Source organism: Cobetia sp. BL01 (genome assembly GCF_056493605.1).
Map to the genome: position 1 here is coordinate 131,108 of NZ_JBVBEE010000005.1, position 17,652 is coordinate 148,759.

The 17,652-nt window shown below is 59.6% G+C and carries 17 protein-coding genes; 9 read left to right on the forward strand and 8 right to left on the reverse strand.

The annotated features are described in order from the left end of the window. Window positions 1-63: 63 nt before the first annotated feature. Window positions 64-1,107 (reverse strand): N-acetyl-gamma-glutamyl-phosphate reductase, encoded by a 1,044-nt coding sequence (argC, locus tag ACZYGA_RS11210; protein WP_077379784.1) that lies wholly within the window; start codon window positions 1,105-1,107, stop codon window positions 64-66. Window positions 1,108-1,352: 245 nt separating this feature from the next. Here argC and ACZYGA_RS11215 point away from each other — a divergent pair, with 245 nt between their 5' ends. The 6 genes from ACZYGA_RS11215 to ACZYGA_RS11240 all read left to right on the forward strand — a co-directional run bounded on the left by ACZYGA_RS11215 (window position 1,353) and on the right by ACZYGA_RS11240 (window position 8,371). Beyond that, window positions 1,353-3,113: a chloride channel protein gene (locus ACZYGA_RS11215; protein ID WP_077379782.1), complete on the forward strand. Its 1,761-nt coding sequence runs from the start codon at window positions 1,353-1,355 to the stop codon at window positions 3,111-3,113. 190 nt (window positions 3,114-3,303) lie between these two features. Then, window positions 3,304-3,735 (forward strand): protoporphyrinogen oxidase HemJ, encoded by a 432-nt coding sequence (gene hemJ, locus ACZYGA_RS11220; protein ID WP_084209561.1) that lies wholly within the window; start codon window positions 3,304-3,306, stop codon window positions 3,733-3,735. 14 nt (window positions 3,736-3,749) lie between these two features. Beyond that, window positions 3,750-4,589 carry a bifunctional hydroxymethylpyrimidine kinase/phosphomethylpyrimidine kinase gene (gene thiD, locus ACZYGA_RS11225; RefSeq protein ID WP_479399208.1) on the forward strand — a complete coding sequence of 280 codons (840 nt, stop codon included), beginning with the start codon at window positions 3,750-3,752 and terminating at the stop codon, window positions 4,587-4,589. Window positions 4,590-4,841: 252 nt separating this feature from the next. Next, window positions 4,842-6,134 (forward strand): glutamate-1-semialdehyde 2,1-aminomutase, encoded by a 1,293-nt coding sequence (gene hemL / locus ACZYGA_RS11230; protein ID WP_077379776.1) that lies wholly within the window; start codon window positions 4,842-4,844, stop codon window positions 6,132-6,134. Window positions 6,135-6,262: 128 nt separating this feature from the next. Further along, window positions 6,263-7,840, forward strand: coding sequence for a bifunctional aminoglycoside phosphotransferase/ATP-binding protein (locus ACZYGA_RS11235; RefSeq protein WP_240499628.1), 1,578 nt, complete (start codon window positions 6,263-6,265; stop codon window positions 7,838-7,840). Window positions 7,841-7,960: 120 nt separating this feature from the next. Then, the gene (locus ACZYGA_RS11240) at window positions 7,961-8,371 is read left to right on the forward strand and encodes a hypothetical protein (RefSeq protein ID WP_077379774.1); all 411 of its coding nucleotides are present in this window, start codon (window positions 7,961-7,963) and stop codon (window positions 8,369-8,371) included. 149 nt (window positions 8,372-8,520) lie between these two features. On the opposite strand, the gene ACZYGA_RS11245 is transcribed toward ACZYGA_RS11240, so the two are convergent. The 7 genes from ACZYGA_RS11245 to ACZYGA_RS11275 form a co-directional block, all read right to left on the reverse strand. Next, window positions 8,521-9,627, reverse strand: a complete 1,107-nt coding sequence (locus ACZYGA_RS11245) for a hypothetical protein (RefSeq protein WP_084209559.1) — start codon at window positions 9,625-9,627, stop codon at window positions 8,521-8,523. 266 nt (window positions 9,628-9,893) lie between these two features. Beyond that, complete coding sequence (locus tag ACZYGA_RS11250; RefSeq protein ID WP_136939501.1) at window positions 9,894-10,382, reverse strand: hypothetical protein; 489 nt, start codon at window positions 10,380-10,382, stop codon at window positions 9,894-9,896. Window positions 10,383-10,738: 356 nt separating this feature from the next. Further along, on the reverse strand, window positions 10,739-11,575 hold the full coding sequence (locus ACZYGA_RS11255; protein ID WP_077379767.1) for a CsgG/HfaB family protein: 837 nt from the start codon (window positions 11,573-11,575) through the stop codon (window positions 10,739-10,741). Window positions 11,576-11,602: 27 nt separating this feature from the next. Further along, window positions 11,603-12,016 carry a curli assembly protein CsgF gene (locus ACZYGA_RS11260; protein ID WP_077379765.1) on the reverse strand — a complete coding sequence of 138 codons (414 nt, stop codon included), beginning with the start codon at window positions 12,014-12,016 and terminating at the stop codon, window positions 11,603-11,605. 78 nt (window positions 12,017-12,094) lie between these two features. Beyond that, window positions 12,095-12,598, reverse strand: coding sequence for a CsgE family curli-type amyloid fiber assembly protein (locus tag ACZYGA_RS11265; protein ID WP_077379763.1), 504 nt, complete (start codon window positions 12,596-12,598; stop codon window positions 12,095-12,097). 11 nt (window positions 12,599-12,609) lie between these two features. Continuing rightward, complete coding sequence (locus ACZYGA_RS11270) at window positions 12,610-13,275, reverse strand: LuxR C-terminal-related transcriptional regulator (protein ID WP_255304487.1); 666 nt, start codon at window positions 13,273-13,275, stop codon at window positions 12,610-12,612. Between the two features lie 600 nt (window positions 13,276-13,875). Next, the gene (locus tag ACZYGA_RS11275; RefSeq protein WP_077379759.1) at window positions 13,876-14,526 is read right to left on the reverse strand and encodes a LuxR C-terminal-related transcriptional regulator; all 651 of its coding nucleotides are present in this window, start codon (window positions 14,524-14,526) and stop codon (window positions 13,876-13,878) included. Window positions 14,527-15,009: 483 nt separating this feature from the next. Between ACZYGA_RS11275 and rdgB the strand changes: the two genes are divergently transcribed. The 3 genes from rdgB to ACZYGA_RS11290 all read left to right on the forward strand — a co-directional run bounded on the left by rdgB (window position 15,010) and on the right by ACZYGA_RS11290 (window position 17,576). Beyond that, window positions 15,010-15,630: an RdgB/HAM1 family non-canonical purine NTP pyrophosphatase gene (gene rdgB, locus ACZYGA_RS11280; RefSeq protein WP_479399210.1), complete on the forward strand. Its 621-nt coding sequence runs from the start codon at window positions 15,010-15,012 to the stop codon at window positions 15,628-15,630. After that, entirely contained in the window at window positions 15,630-16,829 is a 1,200-nt protein-coding gene (gene hemW / locus ACZYGA_RS11285; protein ID WP_479399211.1) for a radical SAM family heme chaperone HemW, read from the forward strand. The genes rdgB and hemW overlap by 1 nt, the downstream gene beginning before the upstream one ends. 84 nt (window positions 16,830-16,913) lie before the next feature. Further along, window positions 16,914-17,576 carry a YiaD family glycine zipper/OmpA-like lipoprotein gene (locus tag ACZYGA_RS11290; protein ID WP_077379755.1) on the forward strand — a complete coding sequence of 221 codons (663 nt, stop codon included), beginning with the start codon at window positions 16,914-16,916 and terminating at the stop codon, window positions 17,574-17,576. The last annotated feature ends 76 nt before the right edge of the window (window positions 17,577-17,652 follow it).

Here is a 17,652-nt window from a genome sequence, read left to right on the forward strand (position 1 = left end):
CCTATATCCGAGCAAAAGGGTCAACTTTGTCTGACGTGCTGCCTTGCTGGCGACGCTGGCGGCTCAGGGCATCATCGCCGGCGCCCCGATGCCGGTCATCTCATCCAGGCCGAACATCAGGTTGAGGTTCTGGATGGCCTGACCTGATGCGCCCTTGACCAGATTGTCGATCACCGACAGCACGACCAGGGTGTCGCCATTGCCCGGACGATGCAGGGCGATGCGGCACAGGTTGGTGCCACGCACGCTGCGCGTCTCCGGATGGCTACCCAGCGGCATGACATCGACGGCGGGGTGATCGGCGTAACGCTGCTCGAACAGCGCCTGCAGATCTTCCAGCGTACCGCTGAAGCCGCTCAGGCGCGGATAGAGAGTGGAGTGGATGCCACGGATCATCGGCGTCAGGTGCGGGACGAAGGTGAGGCCGACCGCGCTGCCTGCTGCCATGTCCAGCCCCTGGGTGATTTCCGGCAGGTGACGGTGACCGGAGGCGCCGTAGGCCTTCATGGACTCGCCGGCTTCACACAGCAGTGAGCCGACCTTGGCACCGCGACCGGCCCCGGAAACGGCGGACTTGCAGTCGGCGATGATGTTGTCGGTCTCGATCAGGCCGGCTTCCAGCAGCGGAATGAGCCCCAGTTGCACGGAGGTCGGGTAGCAGCCCGGCACCGCGATCAGACGGGCTTCACGGATGGCGTCGCGATTGACTTCCGGCAGGCCGTAGACGGCTTCGCCGAGCAGTTCCGGTGCACCATGCGGCTGGCCATACCATTCGGCCCAGACGTCGGCGTCCTTGATGCGGAAGTCCGCGGACAGGTCGATCACGCGGGTGCCGCGGGCCAGAAGGTCGCCGGCCAGCGCATGAGCGACGCCATGCGGCGTGGCGAAGAACACGGCGTCACAGGCTGCCAGCACCTCGGCATCCGGCTCGCTGAACGCGAGGGTGTCGTAGTGGCCGCGCAGATTGGGGTACATCTCGTCGACACGCACGCCCTTCTCGCTGCGTGAGGTGATCACGGTCACTTCCACCTGCGGGTGGCTGGCCAGCAACCTGAGGAGCTCCACTCCGGTGTAACCGGTGCCGCCGACGATACCTACCTTGATCATGCTGCCTCCCCGCTTTCGAGCGGTGTCCTGTTGATACGAATGTGACTCGTGTGTCCGGCTTGCTGATGCGACCTTTTGCGGCCTGTGCGCGAGACAGGCGTTGCGCCATGCTGTGCCGAGGTTGTCGGATTGTGCACGGTCGCGACGGTGCGCAATCGATATGATACACAGGTGTCAGGCGGGCAGTAATGTGCTGCCGACATGGATGTTCATCGTCATCGTCAGTGCCTTTCAAGGAGTCGTGAGTGTCACGCCTGTCGCGCCCGCATCTGCCTCGTCCCAGCCTCGACAATTTCCGGCGCAAGCTGGCGGCGGTCGATGCCCTTCCCCAGCTGTGTCTGCTGGGACTGATCGCTGGCCTGCTGACCGGCTCGTTGATGGTCGGTTTCCGACTGTTGCTGAGCGCGGGGGCACTCGGCTTCATGCCGGATGACAGTCCGGAAAACTTCGAGGGCCTGGCGCCCTGGGTGCGCGCGTCATTGCCCTTGCTGGCCGTGCTGGTGATCGGCATCGTGCTCGGTCGTCAGCATCCTGCTCAGCGCAAGCTTGGTATCGGTCATGTCATCGAACGCCTGACCTACCATCAGGGCAAGATGCCGCTGCGTGCCTGGCTCAACCAGATCGTGGTCGGGGTCGTGAGCGTGCTGGGTGGCCTGTCCGCCGGGCGTGAAGGACCGGCCATCCACCTCGGGGCTGGCGCTTCCAGCTGGGTCGGGGAGCGTCTCAAGCTGCCCAACAACAGTCTGCGAGTGCTGGTTGCCTGTGGCACGGCAGCGGGAATTTCCGCCTCCTTCAATACGCCGATCGCCGGTGTCATCTTCGCCATGGAAGTGGTGATGATGGAGTACACCCTGACAGGCTTCATGCCGGTGATTCTGGCTTCGACCGCGGGTGCGGTCGTCTCGCAGCTCGTCTATGGCGCCGAACCGGCGTTCGCGGTGCCTTCTCTGCTATTGCACTCGCTGCTGGATCTCCCCTGGGTCGTGATCACGGCACTGGTGATCGGGCTGCTGGCGGGAGGTTTCGTGCACCTGGCCCGGCAGCAGGAGCGTGCCGCGCGTCTGACATGGTCAGGACGGATGGCACTGGTGGGGCTCTCGACGGCCGCCGTGGCCTGGTGGTACCCGCAGGTGCAGGGAATCGGCTATGACAGCCTCGCTCAGCTGCTTGACGGTCAGCTGGCGCTGGATGTGCTGCTGGCGCTGGTCATCGGCAAGCTGATGCTGTCGGCGATATGCGTCGCCTGTGGAGTGCCCATCGGCATCATCGGCCCCGTCGTGGTGGCCGGTGCTGCCGCGGGTGCCCTGATGGGCATGCTGGGCGGCTGGATCTTGCCGGACCAGGCCTCGGACATCGCGCTCTACGCCCTGCTCGGCATGGCGGCGATGATGGGGGCAGTGCTTCAGGCTCCGCTGGCGGCGCTGATGGCACTGCTCGAACTGACGCATTCTCCCAATATCATCCTGCCCGGCATGCTGGCCGTGGTAGTGGCGGGGCTGACCTGCCGCCAGCTGTGCCATTGCCAGGGATTCTTCATCTCGACGCTGACGGCGCAGGGCTTGCACCCGCTTCAGCAACCCTTGATGCAGGCGCTTTCCCGAGTCGCGGTGCCGGCGGTGATGGAGCGCTCCGTGGTCAGCGTGCCGCGGCGCATCACTCGTGAGCGTGCCCGCGCCCTGCTCGAGAGCAAGCCTGTCTGGCTGGTGGTCACGCGTTCGACGCCGGAAAAGCCGATGGTGGCGCTGCCGGCGGCGGATCTGGTGCGTGTGCTGATGGATGAGCACTGGCGAGAGCAGGAAGCGCTCGACCTGCTCGAGATTCCAGCCCAGCGTCTGGATCTCGCCCCGATCCATCTGCAGGCAACGCTGTCGGAAGCCTATGAGCGGCTGCTGCCGAGCAATGTCGATGCGCTCTATGTGGAGCACACCACGGCCCCGATGATTCGCAAGATTTCGGGTATCATCACGCGTGATGCAATAGAGAGCTACTATCGATACAAGCCGTGAAAGGGGGTGATCTCGACCCGAGCGTGGTTCAGGTCGTCGGTATCGGCGCTCGACATCCGGCAGGGCTTCGGGATGTGACCGGATACCGCATGTGCCCGGCGCTGCGAACATGGCACCTTGTCGGCCTGTCGAGTTGAGTGACACTGCCCCTTTCCTTGTATCTTCCGCCCCTGACTGACGGAGTTTCCCCATGTATCTGTGGATCAAGGCGTTCCATCTGATTGCCGTGGTGTGCTGGTTTGCCGCCCTGTTCTATCTTCCGCGTCTTTACGTCTATCACGCCCAGGCGCGTGATGCCGGCGACATCAAGGCCATCGAGTACTTCAAGACCATGGAGCGCAAGCTCTACCGCGGCATCATGATGCCGTCGATGATCGCGACTCTGGTGCTGGGCATCTGGCTGCTGGCACTGGTGCCGAGCTTCATGAGCATGGGCTGGATGCACCTCAAGCTGGCCATGGTCGTGCTGCTGGTCGGCTATCACCATGCCTGTGGGCTGTACCTGAAGCAGTTCGCTGCCGATACCTGCAAGCGAACCTCACGCTACTTCCGCTTCTTCAATGAAGTACCGGTACTGATGCTGGTGGTGATCGTCATCTGCGTCATCGTCAAACCGTTCTGAGAGCCAGCGCTGCCATGACTGAGTGCCCAGCAAGACTGCCCTGTGTTCTGGTGCTGGCGGGCCATGACCCCAGCGGCGGCGCGGGTCTGATCGCCGACAGTGAGGCGATTCGGGCCGGTGGTGGCTGGGCGCTGACGGTGCCGACGGCGCTGACGGTACAGAATTCCGGCAATGTCCAGGCAGTGATGGCGCAGTCAGGCGAGTCGATTCTGGCGATGGCGCATGCCCTGCTCGATGATTTTCGGCCTCGGGCGCTCAAGATCGGGCTTCTCGCCAGTCACGAAGCGCTGATGGCGACGGTCACGCTGATCGATGAACTTCGCCAGCGCTGGCCCGGGCTTCCGGTGGTATGGGACCCGGTGCTCAAGGCCGGCGGAGGCCATGAGCTCTCCAGTGAAGCGCTGATCCAGCAGGCGCGCGAAACGCTGCTGGCGCGGGTGGATGTCATCACGCCCAATCGTGGCGAGCTTGCACGTCTGGCAGCCTGTCCTGCGGGTGCCGGCGAGAATGAGCTCGCCGAGCGCTTGCTGATGGAAGGTGCAGGCGCCGTGCTGGTCACCGGGACTGACCCCCTGGATCACGATGACGCCTCGCTCTCTGAGCCATCCGTCACCCATCGTCTCTATCGTCGCGAGCATCGCAGGCTGTCTCTGGACTGTCCGCGGCTGCCGGGCAGCTTCCATGGCAGTGGCTGCACTCTCGCCTCGCATCTGGCCGTGCGCCTGGCTCGTGGCATGTCGCTGGAACCGGCATGGCGTGCGGCGCAGCAGGCGACCTGGCAGAGTCTGGTCGCTGGCCGGGAGCGCGAGCTCAAAGGCCTTGCGCCCGGAGCCCAGCAGCTGCCCTGGCGCTAGCGGTCCTGCTCCTTTCATGCCGGCTTCCAGGCACTGCCGCGGCTGCATCCTGCCCGTGAGTCGCGTTAAGCTGTCGCCATCAAGCGCATCAGGTTATCCACAACGGCTGATGTCTCGCGGCTGGGTGCTCCCATCCTCGGCAGTTGTGGATAACGCGATGTCTCGTTTATCCACACCGTCTTGAGTCATCAATGACTCTATTCCCATTTTTCGCGGCCGTCGTGCCGCACCGTGTCCCTCAAGAGGTATGTCATGACCACGTCCGCTGCCCAGTTCGAACGCGCCAGCCGTCACATTCCCGGTGGCGTCAATTCGCCGGTTCGCGCCTTCAAGGGACTGCATCGTCCGCCGGTGTTCATCGATCATGCCAAGGCCGCCTATCTCTTCGATGTCGAAGACAAGCGCTATATCGATTACGTCGGTTCCTGGGGACCGATGATCACCGGCCATGCCGATGAAGACGTGCTCAACGCCGTGCGTGAGCGACTCGAGAGCGGTCTGTCCTTTGGTGCGCCCACCGAGATCGAATCCGAGATGGCCGAGCTGATCTGCGAGATGCTGCCAAGTCTCGACATGGTGCGCATGACCAACTCCGGCACCGAAGCCACCATGTCGGCGATCCGCCTGGCGCGTGGTTTCACCGGTCGCGACAAGATCGTCAAGTTCGAAGGCAACTACCATGGCCACTCGGACTCGCTACTGGTCAAGGCCGGCTCCGGCGCCTTGACCCATGGCGAGCCCAGCTCCCCGGGCGTGCCGGCCTCGCTCGCCGAGCACACCATCACGCTGGACTACAACGACGCCGAAGGTGTGCGCCGTTGCTTCGCCGAGCTGGGTGATCAGATCGCCTGCATCATCGTGGAGCCGGTGGCCGGCAACATGAACTGCATTCCGCCGGTGCCGGGCTTCCTGGAGAGCCTGCGTGAAGTGTGTGATGCCCATGGCAGCGTGCTGATCCTCGATGAGGTGATGACGGGCTTCCGTGTCGCGCTGGGTGGCGCTCAGGCGCATTACAACATCACGCCGGACCTGACCTGCCTGGGCAAGATCGTCGGCGGCGGCATGCCGGTGGGCGCCTTCGGTGGCAAGCGCGAGATCATGCATCATCTCTCGCCGCTGGGCCCCGTCTACCAGGCGGGCACCCTGGCCGGCAATCCGCTGGCGATGGCTGCCGGGGTCGCGCTGCTGCGCAAGCTCCAGGCACCGGGCTTCCATGCCGAGCTGACCCGCAAGGTCGAGATGCTGTGTGACGGCCTGGAGAGTCGTGCCAAGGCCGCCGGCATCGCCGCGATCACCCAGCGGGCAGGTGGCATGTTCGGACTGTTCTTCACGGATCAGTCCGCGGTCACCGATTTCCAGTCCGCCACGCGTTGTCGCCAGGAAGACTTCGCGACCTTCTTCAACGGCATGCTGGCAGAGGGAGTCTATCTGGCGCCGTCAGCCTATGAGGCAGGTTTCATGTCCGCCGCCCACAGCGACGAGGATATCCAGGCCACTCTGGAGGCTGCCGAGCGCGTCTTTGCGCAGATGGCAGCCTCGGCCTGAGTCGGTCAGACGGTAGAAGCCGGTATCGACCCGCTCGGCAGGCTGCCGGGCGGGCCGCCATCCGGTACACTTGCCGCCAACGATAGCGATTGCGCTAATGACCCTATAGCCAGCTTGCCTTAGCGGAGATGACCTTGAGCCAGGCCCTGATTCGAGCCCTTCACACCGCCGATTGCTTCGATCACCCCGTGAAGGATATCGAAGTGCACGAGACGCACATCTCGTGGATCGTGCTGACCGGCGACTACGCCTACAAGATCAAGAAGCCGCTGGATTTCGGCAGCTTCCTGGATTTCTCCACGCTGGAGCGTCGCAAGCACCTGTGTGAACAGGAGGTGCGCCTCAACCGCCGTCTGGCACCGACGCTCTATCTGGATACCGTGCCGATTTCCGGTACGCCGGAGGCGCCACGCATCAATGATGAGAGTGCCGTCTTCGAGTATGCGGTGAAGATGCGTCAGTTCTCCAACCGGCACCTGTTCAGCGCCTTGCAGGCCAGCGGTGAGCTGTCGCTGGAGCTGCTGGACGACCTGGTCGATCAGCTGGTGGCCTTCCACGAGCAGGCTGAACGCATCCAGGGTGACAGTGATCTTGGCAGCCCGCAGATGGTCAGCCGTACCATCGACAATGAGTTCACGTTGATTCGTCCGCGCCTCGAAGAGGAGGCTGCGCTCAAGCGTCTGGCGCTGTTGCAGGAGTGGACGGAAGAGACCTTCCAGCGTCTCCAACCGGAATTCGAGCGTCGTTGGCAGGAAGGCTTCGTGCGCGAGACCCATGGCGACATCCATCTGGGCAACGCCGTACGTCACGAAGGCCGAGCCTTGCTCTTTGATGGTATCGAGTTCAATGAAGAGCTGCGCTGGAACGATGTCGGCTGTGATCTGGCCTTCCTGGTGATGGATCTGGAAGCCCGCGATGAGCCGGCCTTCGCCCATCACGCCCTGAATCGTTACCTGGAGCTTTCGGGTGATTACTCGCTGGTGCGTCTGCTGCCGTACTACAAGATCTATCGCGCGCTGATTCGGGCCAAGGTCGCGATGATTCGCTATCACCAGCCGGAGTTGAGTGACGCGGATCGTCTCGACGTGATGGCGGAGTATGAGCGCTATATCGAGCTGGCGGAGCGCTACAGCGAGATCCGCTTCCCGTACATGATCATCGGCGTGGGGGTCTCCGGTAGCGGCAAGAGTCGCTTCACCGAAGAAATGGTGCGTGAGCTGGGGGGTGTGCGCATCCGCAGCGATGTCGAGCGCAAGCGTCTGTATGGCTTTGCCGCGGATGCCGATACCGGCTCGGGTCTCAATGGTGGCATCTATACGCCGCAGGCGACGCATGCGACCTACGAGCGGCTGTCGAATCTGTCAGCCACCCTGCTGGAATCGGGAATCCCCGTGTGCATCGATGCCACCTGCCTGAAGAAATCACAGCGTGATCGTCTGCGTCACGAGGCAGAAGCCCGTGGCCTGCCCGTGCTGATGATCAGCTTCGAGGCCGATGAGGAGACGCTGCGCAGGCGCATCGTCAAGCGCAGTCAGCGTAGTGGCGAGGCGTCCGAGGCGGGGCTTGAGGTGCTGGACAAGCAATTGGCCAATCGTGAGCCGTTCGCTCCTGAGGAGCATGGTCAACTGATCCATATCGACACGACAGCGCCCAACGCTAACGTAACGTTGGCACGCTTGATCCGCGAGCAGCTTAGACTGCACTGAGCCCAACGACATGCTGAAAGGAGCATGGCGAGTGATCGTCATGCTCCTTTCATTTTTGGCAAATGCTTGCACGAATCCCCGATCTGCATTTGAGAACCCTGCATCAGATAAGGAAATACCATGCGTCATAATCTTGCACCTACCGCTGCCGTCGCCATCAGCCTTGCACTGCTCGCCGGTTGCTCAAGTCAGCCTTCCACGGCGGATCTGATGCGGGGGCAGGCAGAGGAAGCCAAGGCTGTCGCCCAGGTGCGCGATCAACTGGCCGACCAGTGGGAAGAGGGCAAGTCACTGGTCGCGGCAGGTGAGAAACAGATCGTCAGTGGTGAAGATCTCGTCGATGATGGAGAAGCCAATATTCGCAAGGGCCAGGCCTTGATCGAAAAGGGCAACAAGCAGATCAAGAAAGGCAAGGGCCGTATCACCAGTGGCAACAAGCAGGTCGCCCAGGGTCGCAAGATGGTGGATGAGAGCCTCTCGACCTATCGCCAGTCTTTCCCGGAACAGTCCGTGACACTGGAAAAGAAGTAACCCGCCATCGCGATAATCATTTCGCAGCTGATACTGGAAGGCCGCTGACATTCGTGTCGGCGGCCTTTTCCTTTGATGCCATCACCAGAGCTTAAAGACGAAAAACCCCGCTTGCGCGGGGTTCTGTAAGACATCTTGGCTGGGCGTGATCAGTACTGCATCACGCTCGCCACGTTGCCACCGCCGGTCTGGGTCACGCTGGCCGTGTTCATCGCACCGGACTGCACGACGTGAGCACGGTTGGCGACGAAGCTCAGGATGCCACCGGCCTGCTGAAGGACTTCGGAGCTGTGGCCAGAGCCAGTCTGTTGGACGCGGGCGTGATCGTTGTAGCCAGTCTGGGTGATCAGAGAGTCACTGTTGGTACCACCTTGCTCGACGATGGCGTAGTTGGAATATCCGCTCTGACTGTTGATGGCCAGATTCTCGCTTCCCGTCTGGCTGATGTCGGAGTACTGCAGCATGTCTGACTGAGTCACCCGCGCAGTGTTGTTCGCATTGCTCTGATTGACGAGCGAGTCATGGGAGCTGCCGTCCTGAGTGACTCGTGCGACTTGATTTGCACCGGCCTGGGTGACGGTTGAATCGATACGTGAGCCGGTCTGGGTCACGACGGCAAGGCCCAGTTCACCGGTCTGTGAAACCGTGGAGTTGTTGAAGCGTCCTTCCTGAGTGACACGTGCACGGTTGTACTCACCGGTCTGCATCACATCCGAGGCGTGCTGGTAGCCGGTCTGGGACACCCGGGCAATCGCATAACTGCCTTGCTGAGTGGCCATGGAATCATTGAATACCCCTGTCTGTGTCACGACCAGAGTATTTTCACGCCCTGCCGGCGAGCCGCTGGCACCCTGCCAGGATTCAGAGTGGTTGGCAAAACCATCCTGGGTGACGCGGGTGAGGTGCTTGTAGCTCTTCTGGTTCAGGTCAACGGAATTGTAGGCACCCGTCTGATTGACGATACCGGTGTTGGTGCTGCTGTACTGCTGTGATTTTACTTTGTTGGCACCCCCCAGCTGATTGACGCGAATCGTATGATTGACGCCGTTCTGATAGGTGTTGGCCTTGTTGAAAGCCCCTGTCTGGTCAATATCACTGTCATGTGAGCTGTTGAGCGAGCCGCCATCTCGAGACGTCTGACCTACCTTGGCCTTGTTCATGAAGCCGGTCTGGTCGACATCCGACGTGTTATTGTCTGCCATGGCGTGAGAAGAGATGGCGATGGCAGCAGCGAGAAGGCTGATTTGAATCTTCATGGTAAGTTCCCTTGTATTGATATTGGTGTCTTCTGTTTTTTATTATGTATTACGTGTGATGCGTCCCCATGGCATGACGGAGATCATGCCGATACTGCTCGGTTGGCGCCGTACTTCAGCGCCGTGATATCAGAGGTTGGTAATGTCATCAGTCCAGCGTTGAAGGTGACATTCCCATTGAATTCGATGCCTTTGTTTCCGGCGTTTTATTCTCGTCTGTTCTTTTTCAGCGCATGCACTCGAGAGCGTGATGAGCTCAATCAGGTTCATTGTTGAATGACCTGGACCTGCATACGGCCGCGTGCATGCTGGATGATGCTGACGGGCACCTGACTGCTGCCCTGTTGAAGCAGCATCGCGCCTCCCCCCAGTCCGGTCTGCTGAATCAGCGCGGACTGGGAGATGCCCTGCTGCGCGATCAAGGCATCATGACCCTGGCCTTGCTGGAGTATGTTTGCCTCATTCAGGGTGCCATCTTGCAGGATATAGGCGCTGTTTCCGCTTCCCTGCTGCACACTGATCGCCGTATTCATGACGCCTTGCTGGGCGATCATCGAGACGTTGGCCAATCCATGTTGAGAGAGAGTTGCCTCATTGCGGAAGCCATACTGAGCAATGTCGGCGACGGAGCGGGATGACTCCAGTTCTGAACGGATCGCCAGGTCGCCCGCCATGGCAAGCAAGCTGAAGGTGGAAGCTGCGAATAATAATCCTGCCTGAGATAATCTCTGTCGCGGCTTGCTATCCAGACTCATGGTATCGACCTGTTTTGATCACGTTACTGATGGACTTACTATTGATCTTTACAGGAGCTGGTGCCATCAGCTGTTTTGAGGGTTATGAGAGTGAGAAGAGACTGTCTTTTATCGTCAATCTTGAGGAGGGAGTTAGTGAGTAATAATGGTGTCATTCCCAACAGAATGATGAGGTGGCTCGCTTCGCGAAGACTCAGACTATTAATACTTCAGAAATTCACTTTAATCTCATGTAATGTCAGGTGTTGTTTTTCTCAATGGTATCAATATGTTCAATGATATATAAAAAAGGCACCCTATAGAGGGTGCCTTTCATGACAGAAGAGCCAGCCGGATGTCGAGTGTCTTCGCTCGCGTTACAGCATTGGCGTGGGCGCCTGGAGATAACTCATCAGTTCCGACTTCTGCATGTCCGCCGGGTCTGCCAAGGCCCATAGCTGGCGCTCCACCCCTTGAGCAATCAGGTGGATGACAGCGGCCTCGATGGCCGACATCACGGCTAGCTGGACTGGCTCATTGTTGGTATAGCCTGTCTCCATTTCCAGCAATCGACTGAAATCGATGAAGCGATAGACGCCCGCTCGAAGCTCGCGAGAGTAGATCGTCTTGCTGGTATTGACGTTGGCGATGACCTGCCCGGTGGTGATATCCACTGCGCGCAGATTCACGGTCACCTGGTCGACCTGATACTGACCCGATGCCCCGATACCGAAGTACTCTGCCCCAGAGCCACCTGTCCTGACATTGGAATCAAAGGCGATGATGCCGCCTTCGAAAAGCAGGTTGGCTGCCTGCAATGCCTCAATATCCCCCTGGCCGGTTCTCTCCAGATTGGCCCGGATGATCTTGCGTTCCGTGAGCAGGTTCTGCAGGCCCACACGCTCCAGAGGAATGAACCAGCCGGAGTCGGAGAGAGCGGCACTCAGCATGGCCGCCCCTCCCTGGGTCACTGCCGTGGAGAAGGTACTGGCCGGAGCCGGTCGGTACTGGCCTGTCTGGTCCCGGAAATCGTAGATGGCGACGGGAATTCGCCCGGCTGGTGGCGGGAGATTGATCAGATCGTTGTAGGTGGTGGTTCTTGGCATCAAGGTGCTGGGCATCCCTGCCAGCCCCTCGGTATGCGCCACCATGGGAGCACAGCCCGCAAGCGCCAGGCCGGTCACGGCCATCAGCGAGGTAAGCATCTTCTTCATTCGCGATACCCTTCATCAAAAGTCGTGTCAGAACGCATTGCCTGAGGTGCCAAGATTGATGACGGTCGTTTCTCCGGTCGCACGATCCAGCACCTGCATGGAGAAACCGCCATTGCCGTTACTGACGACCTCGACACGCAACTGGGCGCTGTCGATCACGCTGGTACGGCCTGGCTCACTGGTATCGACGGCATCGGTGATGGCGTCGGAGACCAGGCTGTTGCGAAGGTCACTGATGAAGAGTTCTGTCTCTGAAAGACTGTCGAACGAGTAGGCATCGGGATCCTCATGGGTATCCTGTGCCTGGGCCTTGCTGAGCAGATAGCTGCCATTGAGAGGGTTGCCGCCGAAACTTGGATTGACGGGCTGATAGATGAGTTCGCCGGCATATAGCGGCATCGCCGATAACAGCAACGACACCGCGAGTGTCTGATGCTTCATGATGTTCCCCTGTTCCCTTGCACATTGTCAGGGTCTTCGTGATCGAAGCCCTTTTATTATGGATTCAACCTGTGCTTTTCAGAATTCATCGCCCGCCATGTCCGGATCGTCCTGGAGTGCTTCCAGCACCTTGCGACGCAAGAACTGGTTGGAGACGGTGGTAACGGCTGAGCTTGCGTAGAGGTCGACGTCATTCACTCTCGGGGGCAGGGTCGCCTCATAGAGAACGGTATTGCCCTCCGTGATCCAGATGAGGCTGCCCCAGCGTGCCGAAGGACGCTCGTGAATACTCAGAGAGGTGTTTCTCAGGGCTGGACTATCAAGGCGTTGCTGGCTGAATTGACGATAGAAGGTCTTGCCGATCATCGTCATGGTGCGATCTATCATCACCCCGTTCAGGCCATCACTGAGTCTGGCGCGAGGCCGCTGGATGGCGACCCCATCGTGGCCATCCGCCCGGGCCCCGCTGCCTTCGCTGGCAACCGAGACTTCTGGTTTCACCGCCTCCGGCGCTGATTGCGCGGAGGCATGCGACATCAGGGAAAGTGCCAGTCCCCATGCAAAGGCATGGTGGACAACCATGCCTGCGGCGCTCACGACATCTGTGCTCGACGAGCGATACGCGGTGTACGTGATACCGGCATGGCAAGGTTCTGGCGAGCCCAGTTCATGGCCTGGATGCGATTGTGCACCTTGATCTTGCGGAAGATGTTGTAGAGGTGTGACTTGACCGTATGTTCGCTGACGAACAGCTGGTCTGCTATCTCGGTATTGGAGGCACCCGTGCCCAGCAGGCCGATGATCTCTACCTCGCGCTGCGTCAGACCGCAGACGGGGCGATAGGCGTTCAGCTGCTGACGACGGTAGAAGTCCAGCAAGCGAGTCATCAGCGGGCGGGACATCCACATGTCGCCTTCCAGCAATTTCGCGATTCCCTTGCTGATCAGCGACAGACTGTCCTGACGATAGAAGACACCCTGCAGGTGCGTGCTGACCAGCAGGCTTGCGGCCTCTTCCTCATCACTGATGTTGATCGCTGCCAGCTCGGCACTGGCATCCTGACTGGCATCAGCATCCCAGCGTTGCATCGTGGTCTCGTCGACGTGGTCGGTATCGAGAAGCACGATCGTCCTGTCTGCCTGCCCTGGGGTGTAATCCTCGTCGGGGCTTGCGGAAGCCACCTGACACTCAAGCTGCTGGCGAATGTAATCCATGAACAGCGCTGACTGCGGATTGCAGTCAGTCACCAGCAGCACCATTGCATTCCCTGTAATCATGGTGCGAGACCTCTGAGTTGTCTTACCGATTTTCTTGGCGGAGCCATTGCGAAAGTGGTTGGAGATGTTGCTGTGACGAGTGGCACTCCTCTGCGTCGGGCATTACGCATCGGGCACCCCTTTATATTTGCCTGATAGGCACGATAAGGCAACCTATATTCAGCACTTGCTAAACTATTAGATTTGTTATTGCTAAATTTGATATGGCGGATTCTGGAAAATAACAACGAAAACAGCACCTAATCCATGATAGGGGTATCTGTCGCCTGACCTTCATCCTGGTGAGTGCAATAAAAACCAGACCATTGCGCTTTTAGGGTTAGGGCTTCTGTTGGTACGAAGGTACCACAAGTCTAATGCCTTCGTGCATCGCTTCCATATCGTTGTGTAATAGGCCTTGTTTTTTTGTAACTGAAGGGTGCGGCCGTGACTGAAAAGCGACGCACTCTGCCAGGATTTCAGAACTAGATCACTCGAATGGAGTGCTTACTACCTGCAAGAGCCCTGCAGGAGTGCTGGTAGTCACTGTGTGATGCGTCGGTCTGGCCTACGCCAGTCGCTCGTATCAGATCGCCCCGAATTTCAGGTTTCCGGGTTCGGTGATCGATGGGGGGCGTGCTGCGGGAGGTAGAGATTGAGATGCTCGTGCGCCCACTCGATGGCCTGATGCCGGTTGTGAACCCTGATTTTACGAAAGATATTATATAAATGAGACTTTACCGTGTGCTGACTGAGGTTCAAACGTTGAGCAATATCGACATTACTCTGTCGAGTGGCGATCAGGGATAATATTTCCAGTTCCCTTTGCGTCAATCCCATGACAGGTTGGAAGGCGATCTGTTGTTGTTGACGATAATGACGAATCAGCGATTGCATCAATTTTCGCGATAACCATATCTCCTCGTCCAGCATCGCCTTTATACCCTGACTTATCTGAGAAAGATTATCATGTCGGTAGAAGATGCCGTTCAAGGGAACATGCAAAAGCAGGGCGATGGCAGCGTCCTCATGCTCGACATTGAATGCGGCTGACCTGGAAAGCGAGCTCCAGTGGGTCATCTTCGCCAGGTCGCATTGTGCGCTGTCGATCAGCACCAGATTCGGCGTGGCAGGCGTGTCGGCCTCCCTGTCGCAGGCTTCCACGGAGCATTGAAGCTGTTCATGCAGATAATCGACAAACAGCTCAGTCTGTGGAGACAAGGCGGTCACGAACAGGACTTTGGTCGTTTGCATGGGGCACTCCTGCCGTGGTGTCAGAACCTGATGGAACGGTGACAGACCGAAGGATGTAGTGCTTGCCAGGTCAGCGAGTCATCACTCTCAGTCTAGACAAGCGTGATGAGGCGATGCCGTCCTTGGATAGTGCCAGATGGCATAAGAATCTCTTCTTGTTATTCTTTGAATTAGCCCTTTGGGATCAGTGGGTTGGGAGGAGCCCTGGGAAGGTGTCAGTCTTGGTGGGTAACAGGCATAGTGAAATCCCGTGTTGGGATGAGTGGAGATTGGTAAGCCATCGAGCATCCGGGGGCAGACGAGCTCAAGTGAGCCGGGTGATTTTCGTGAGGCTTCAATACCAGTTTGCTCAGTCAGAATGAAAGCTGCCCCGCGTGTACCTATCGGACTCACACGATAGAATGTGTCTTGTACCCTCTGCCTGTTTTCATGATGTTCTCGCAGGGTCGCACGTTTCTTCTGACACCACCCCCGGAGATGTTCATGTCTGCCTCATCACTTGTGCTGGCCAGCGGCAATGCTGGCAAGCTGCGGGAATTCGCTCGCTTGCTGGCTCCACTGGGTATTGCCCCGATTCCTCAGAGCCAGCTGGGTGTCAGTGATGCCGAAGAGACCGGGTTGACCTTCGTCGAGAATGCCTTGATCAAGGCGCGTCATGCCGCCGCCATCACCGGACTTCCGGCGCTGGCCGATGATTCGGGGATCGAGGTCGATGCGCTGGACGGCGAGCCCGGTATCTACTCGGCACGTTTCGCCTCGCGTCGTCAGCAAGGCCAGGGAGATCAGGACAACAATGCGGCCTTGCTGTCAGCGCTGGAAGGTGTGCCGGAGGAGGCGCGTACGGCGCGCTACTGGTGTGTGCTGGTCTACCTTCGGCATGCGGCAGACCCTGTCCCCATCATCGTGCAGGCCAGCTGGGAGGGCCGGGTGCTGACCGCTCCGAGTGGTGATGGCGGTTTCGGCTATGACCCCCTCTTCTGGTTGCCAGAGCAGGGCATGAGTGCGGCACAGCTTGAGGCATCCACCAAGAATCGACTCAGTCACCGGGGCCGTGCCATGCAGCAGCTGCTTCAAGCATTGACTGTTGCAAGTGAGAGCGCTTGATGTCCGTCGAGTCGTTGCCGCCGTTATCCCTCTATATTCATGTGCCGTGGTGCGTGCGCAAATGCCCTTACTGTGATTTCAATTCCCATGGTGTGGGCCGCGATGCCCATCTGCCGGAGGTGGAGTACATCACGGCACTGCTGGCGGATCTGGACCAGGATCTCCAATGCCTCCAAGGGCAGCCTGAGCGTGAACTGCAAAGTATCTTCATCGGTGGCGGGACCCCGAGCCTGCTGAGCGGGCAGGCCTATCAGTGGCTCTTCGATGGCATTCGCGAGCGCGTGGCACTGTCCGAGGGATGCGAGATCACGCTGGAGGCCAATCCCGGCACGCTGGAACAAGGCCGCTTCGCTGCCTATCGCGCTGCCGGCATCAATCGGCTGTCCATCGGGGTACAGACCTTCCAGCCGGAACAGCTCAGCGTACTGGGGCGTATCCACTCCGCACAGGAGGCCGAACGGGCGGTTGCCAGCGCACGTGCCGCCGGTTTCGACAACTTCAACATCGACCTGATGCATGGCCTGCCGGGACAGACATTGGAAACGGCGCTGGATGACATCCAGCGCGCACTGGCGCTCAAGCCCACTCATCTCTCGTGGTATCAACTGACGCTGGAGCCCAATACCGAGTTCTACTCGCGCCCCCCGGTGCTGCCGGAAGATGATCTGCTGTGGGACATTCAGGATCATGGTCACGAGATGCTGGAAAGCGGCGGATTCCGTCGCTATGAAATTTCCGCCTACGCCCTTGAGGGGCGAGGGGCACGCCACAACCTGAACTACTGGAAATTCGGAGATTATCTCGGCATCGGTGCGGGCGCGCACGGCAAGCTGACGCTGGCGAAGACGGACAGCAGCGGGAACTTCACTGGCGAGCTGCAGCTCCAGCGACGCTGGAAGAGCCGGCAGCCCCAGGCCTATCTGCGTCGCATGCAGGACCCGCGTGGCTTCATTGCCGGTCAGCAGGAGATCGCCCCGGAAGAGCTGGCACTCGAGTTCATGATGAATGCGCTGCGTCTGACGGATGGCGTCAGCTTCGAGGAGATGCGCCGCACGACCGGGCTTGAGCGCGAGGCCTTGGAGCCGGGGCTGAGTCTGGCGCGCGCGCGCGGGCTTATCGTTGAGGATGACGCGCTGTTGCGTGCCTCGCCGCAGGGCTTATTGTTCCTCAATGACCTGCTGGCCATGTTCGACACCTGAACGATCAGGCATGATCACACCAGAATGTGGCACTACGCCGATGTCGTCTTGCCATCCATGAGAGTGAAGATAGGGAGCGTTACCATGAAGAAGTCCGTACTCCTGGCCCTGCCGCTGGCAGCTGCCGTCGCGATGGCGGGTTGCACCACGACCAACCCGTATACCAATGAGCAGCAGACCTCCAGTACGGCCAAGGGTGCCGGTATCGGGGCTGTCGTTGGTGCCATCGCCGGGGCGACCAAGAGTGGCAACCATCGTCTCGACAAGGCGCTGATCGGCGCGGCAGCCGGCGCGGCAGCCGGTGGTGGCATCGGGTATTACATGGATGTCCAGGAAGCCAAGCTGCGTGATCAGCTGCAGGGCACCGGCGTCAGCGTGACCCGTGTCGGCGATCAGATTATCCTCAACATGCCGTCCAACGTCACCTTCGGTTCCGATTCCAGCACTCTGTCCGGCCAGATTCAGCCGGTCATGGATGGTGTGATCACGGTCCTCAAGGAATATGACGAGACTCGCGTCAACATCGCGGGCTATACCGATTCTACCGGTGCCAGCAACTACAACCAGAATCTGTCCGAGCTGCGTGCCCAGGCGGTCGGCAACTATCTGGCCAGTGGTGGCATCGCCTTCAATCGTCTGAACATGCGTGGTTATGGCGAAGCCAGCCCGGTGGCATCGAATGATACCCAGTCCGGTCGTGCACAGAACCGTCGCGTCGAGATCACTCTGACGCCGCTGGAAAGCTGAGTCTCAGCCAGCTGTCCTGACGGCAGCGGGTCGCATCGATGTTTCAGACAAGGCCTGCGCTTCGGCGTGGGCCTTG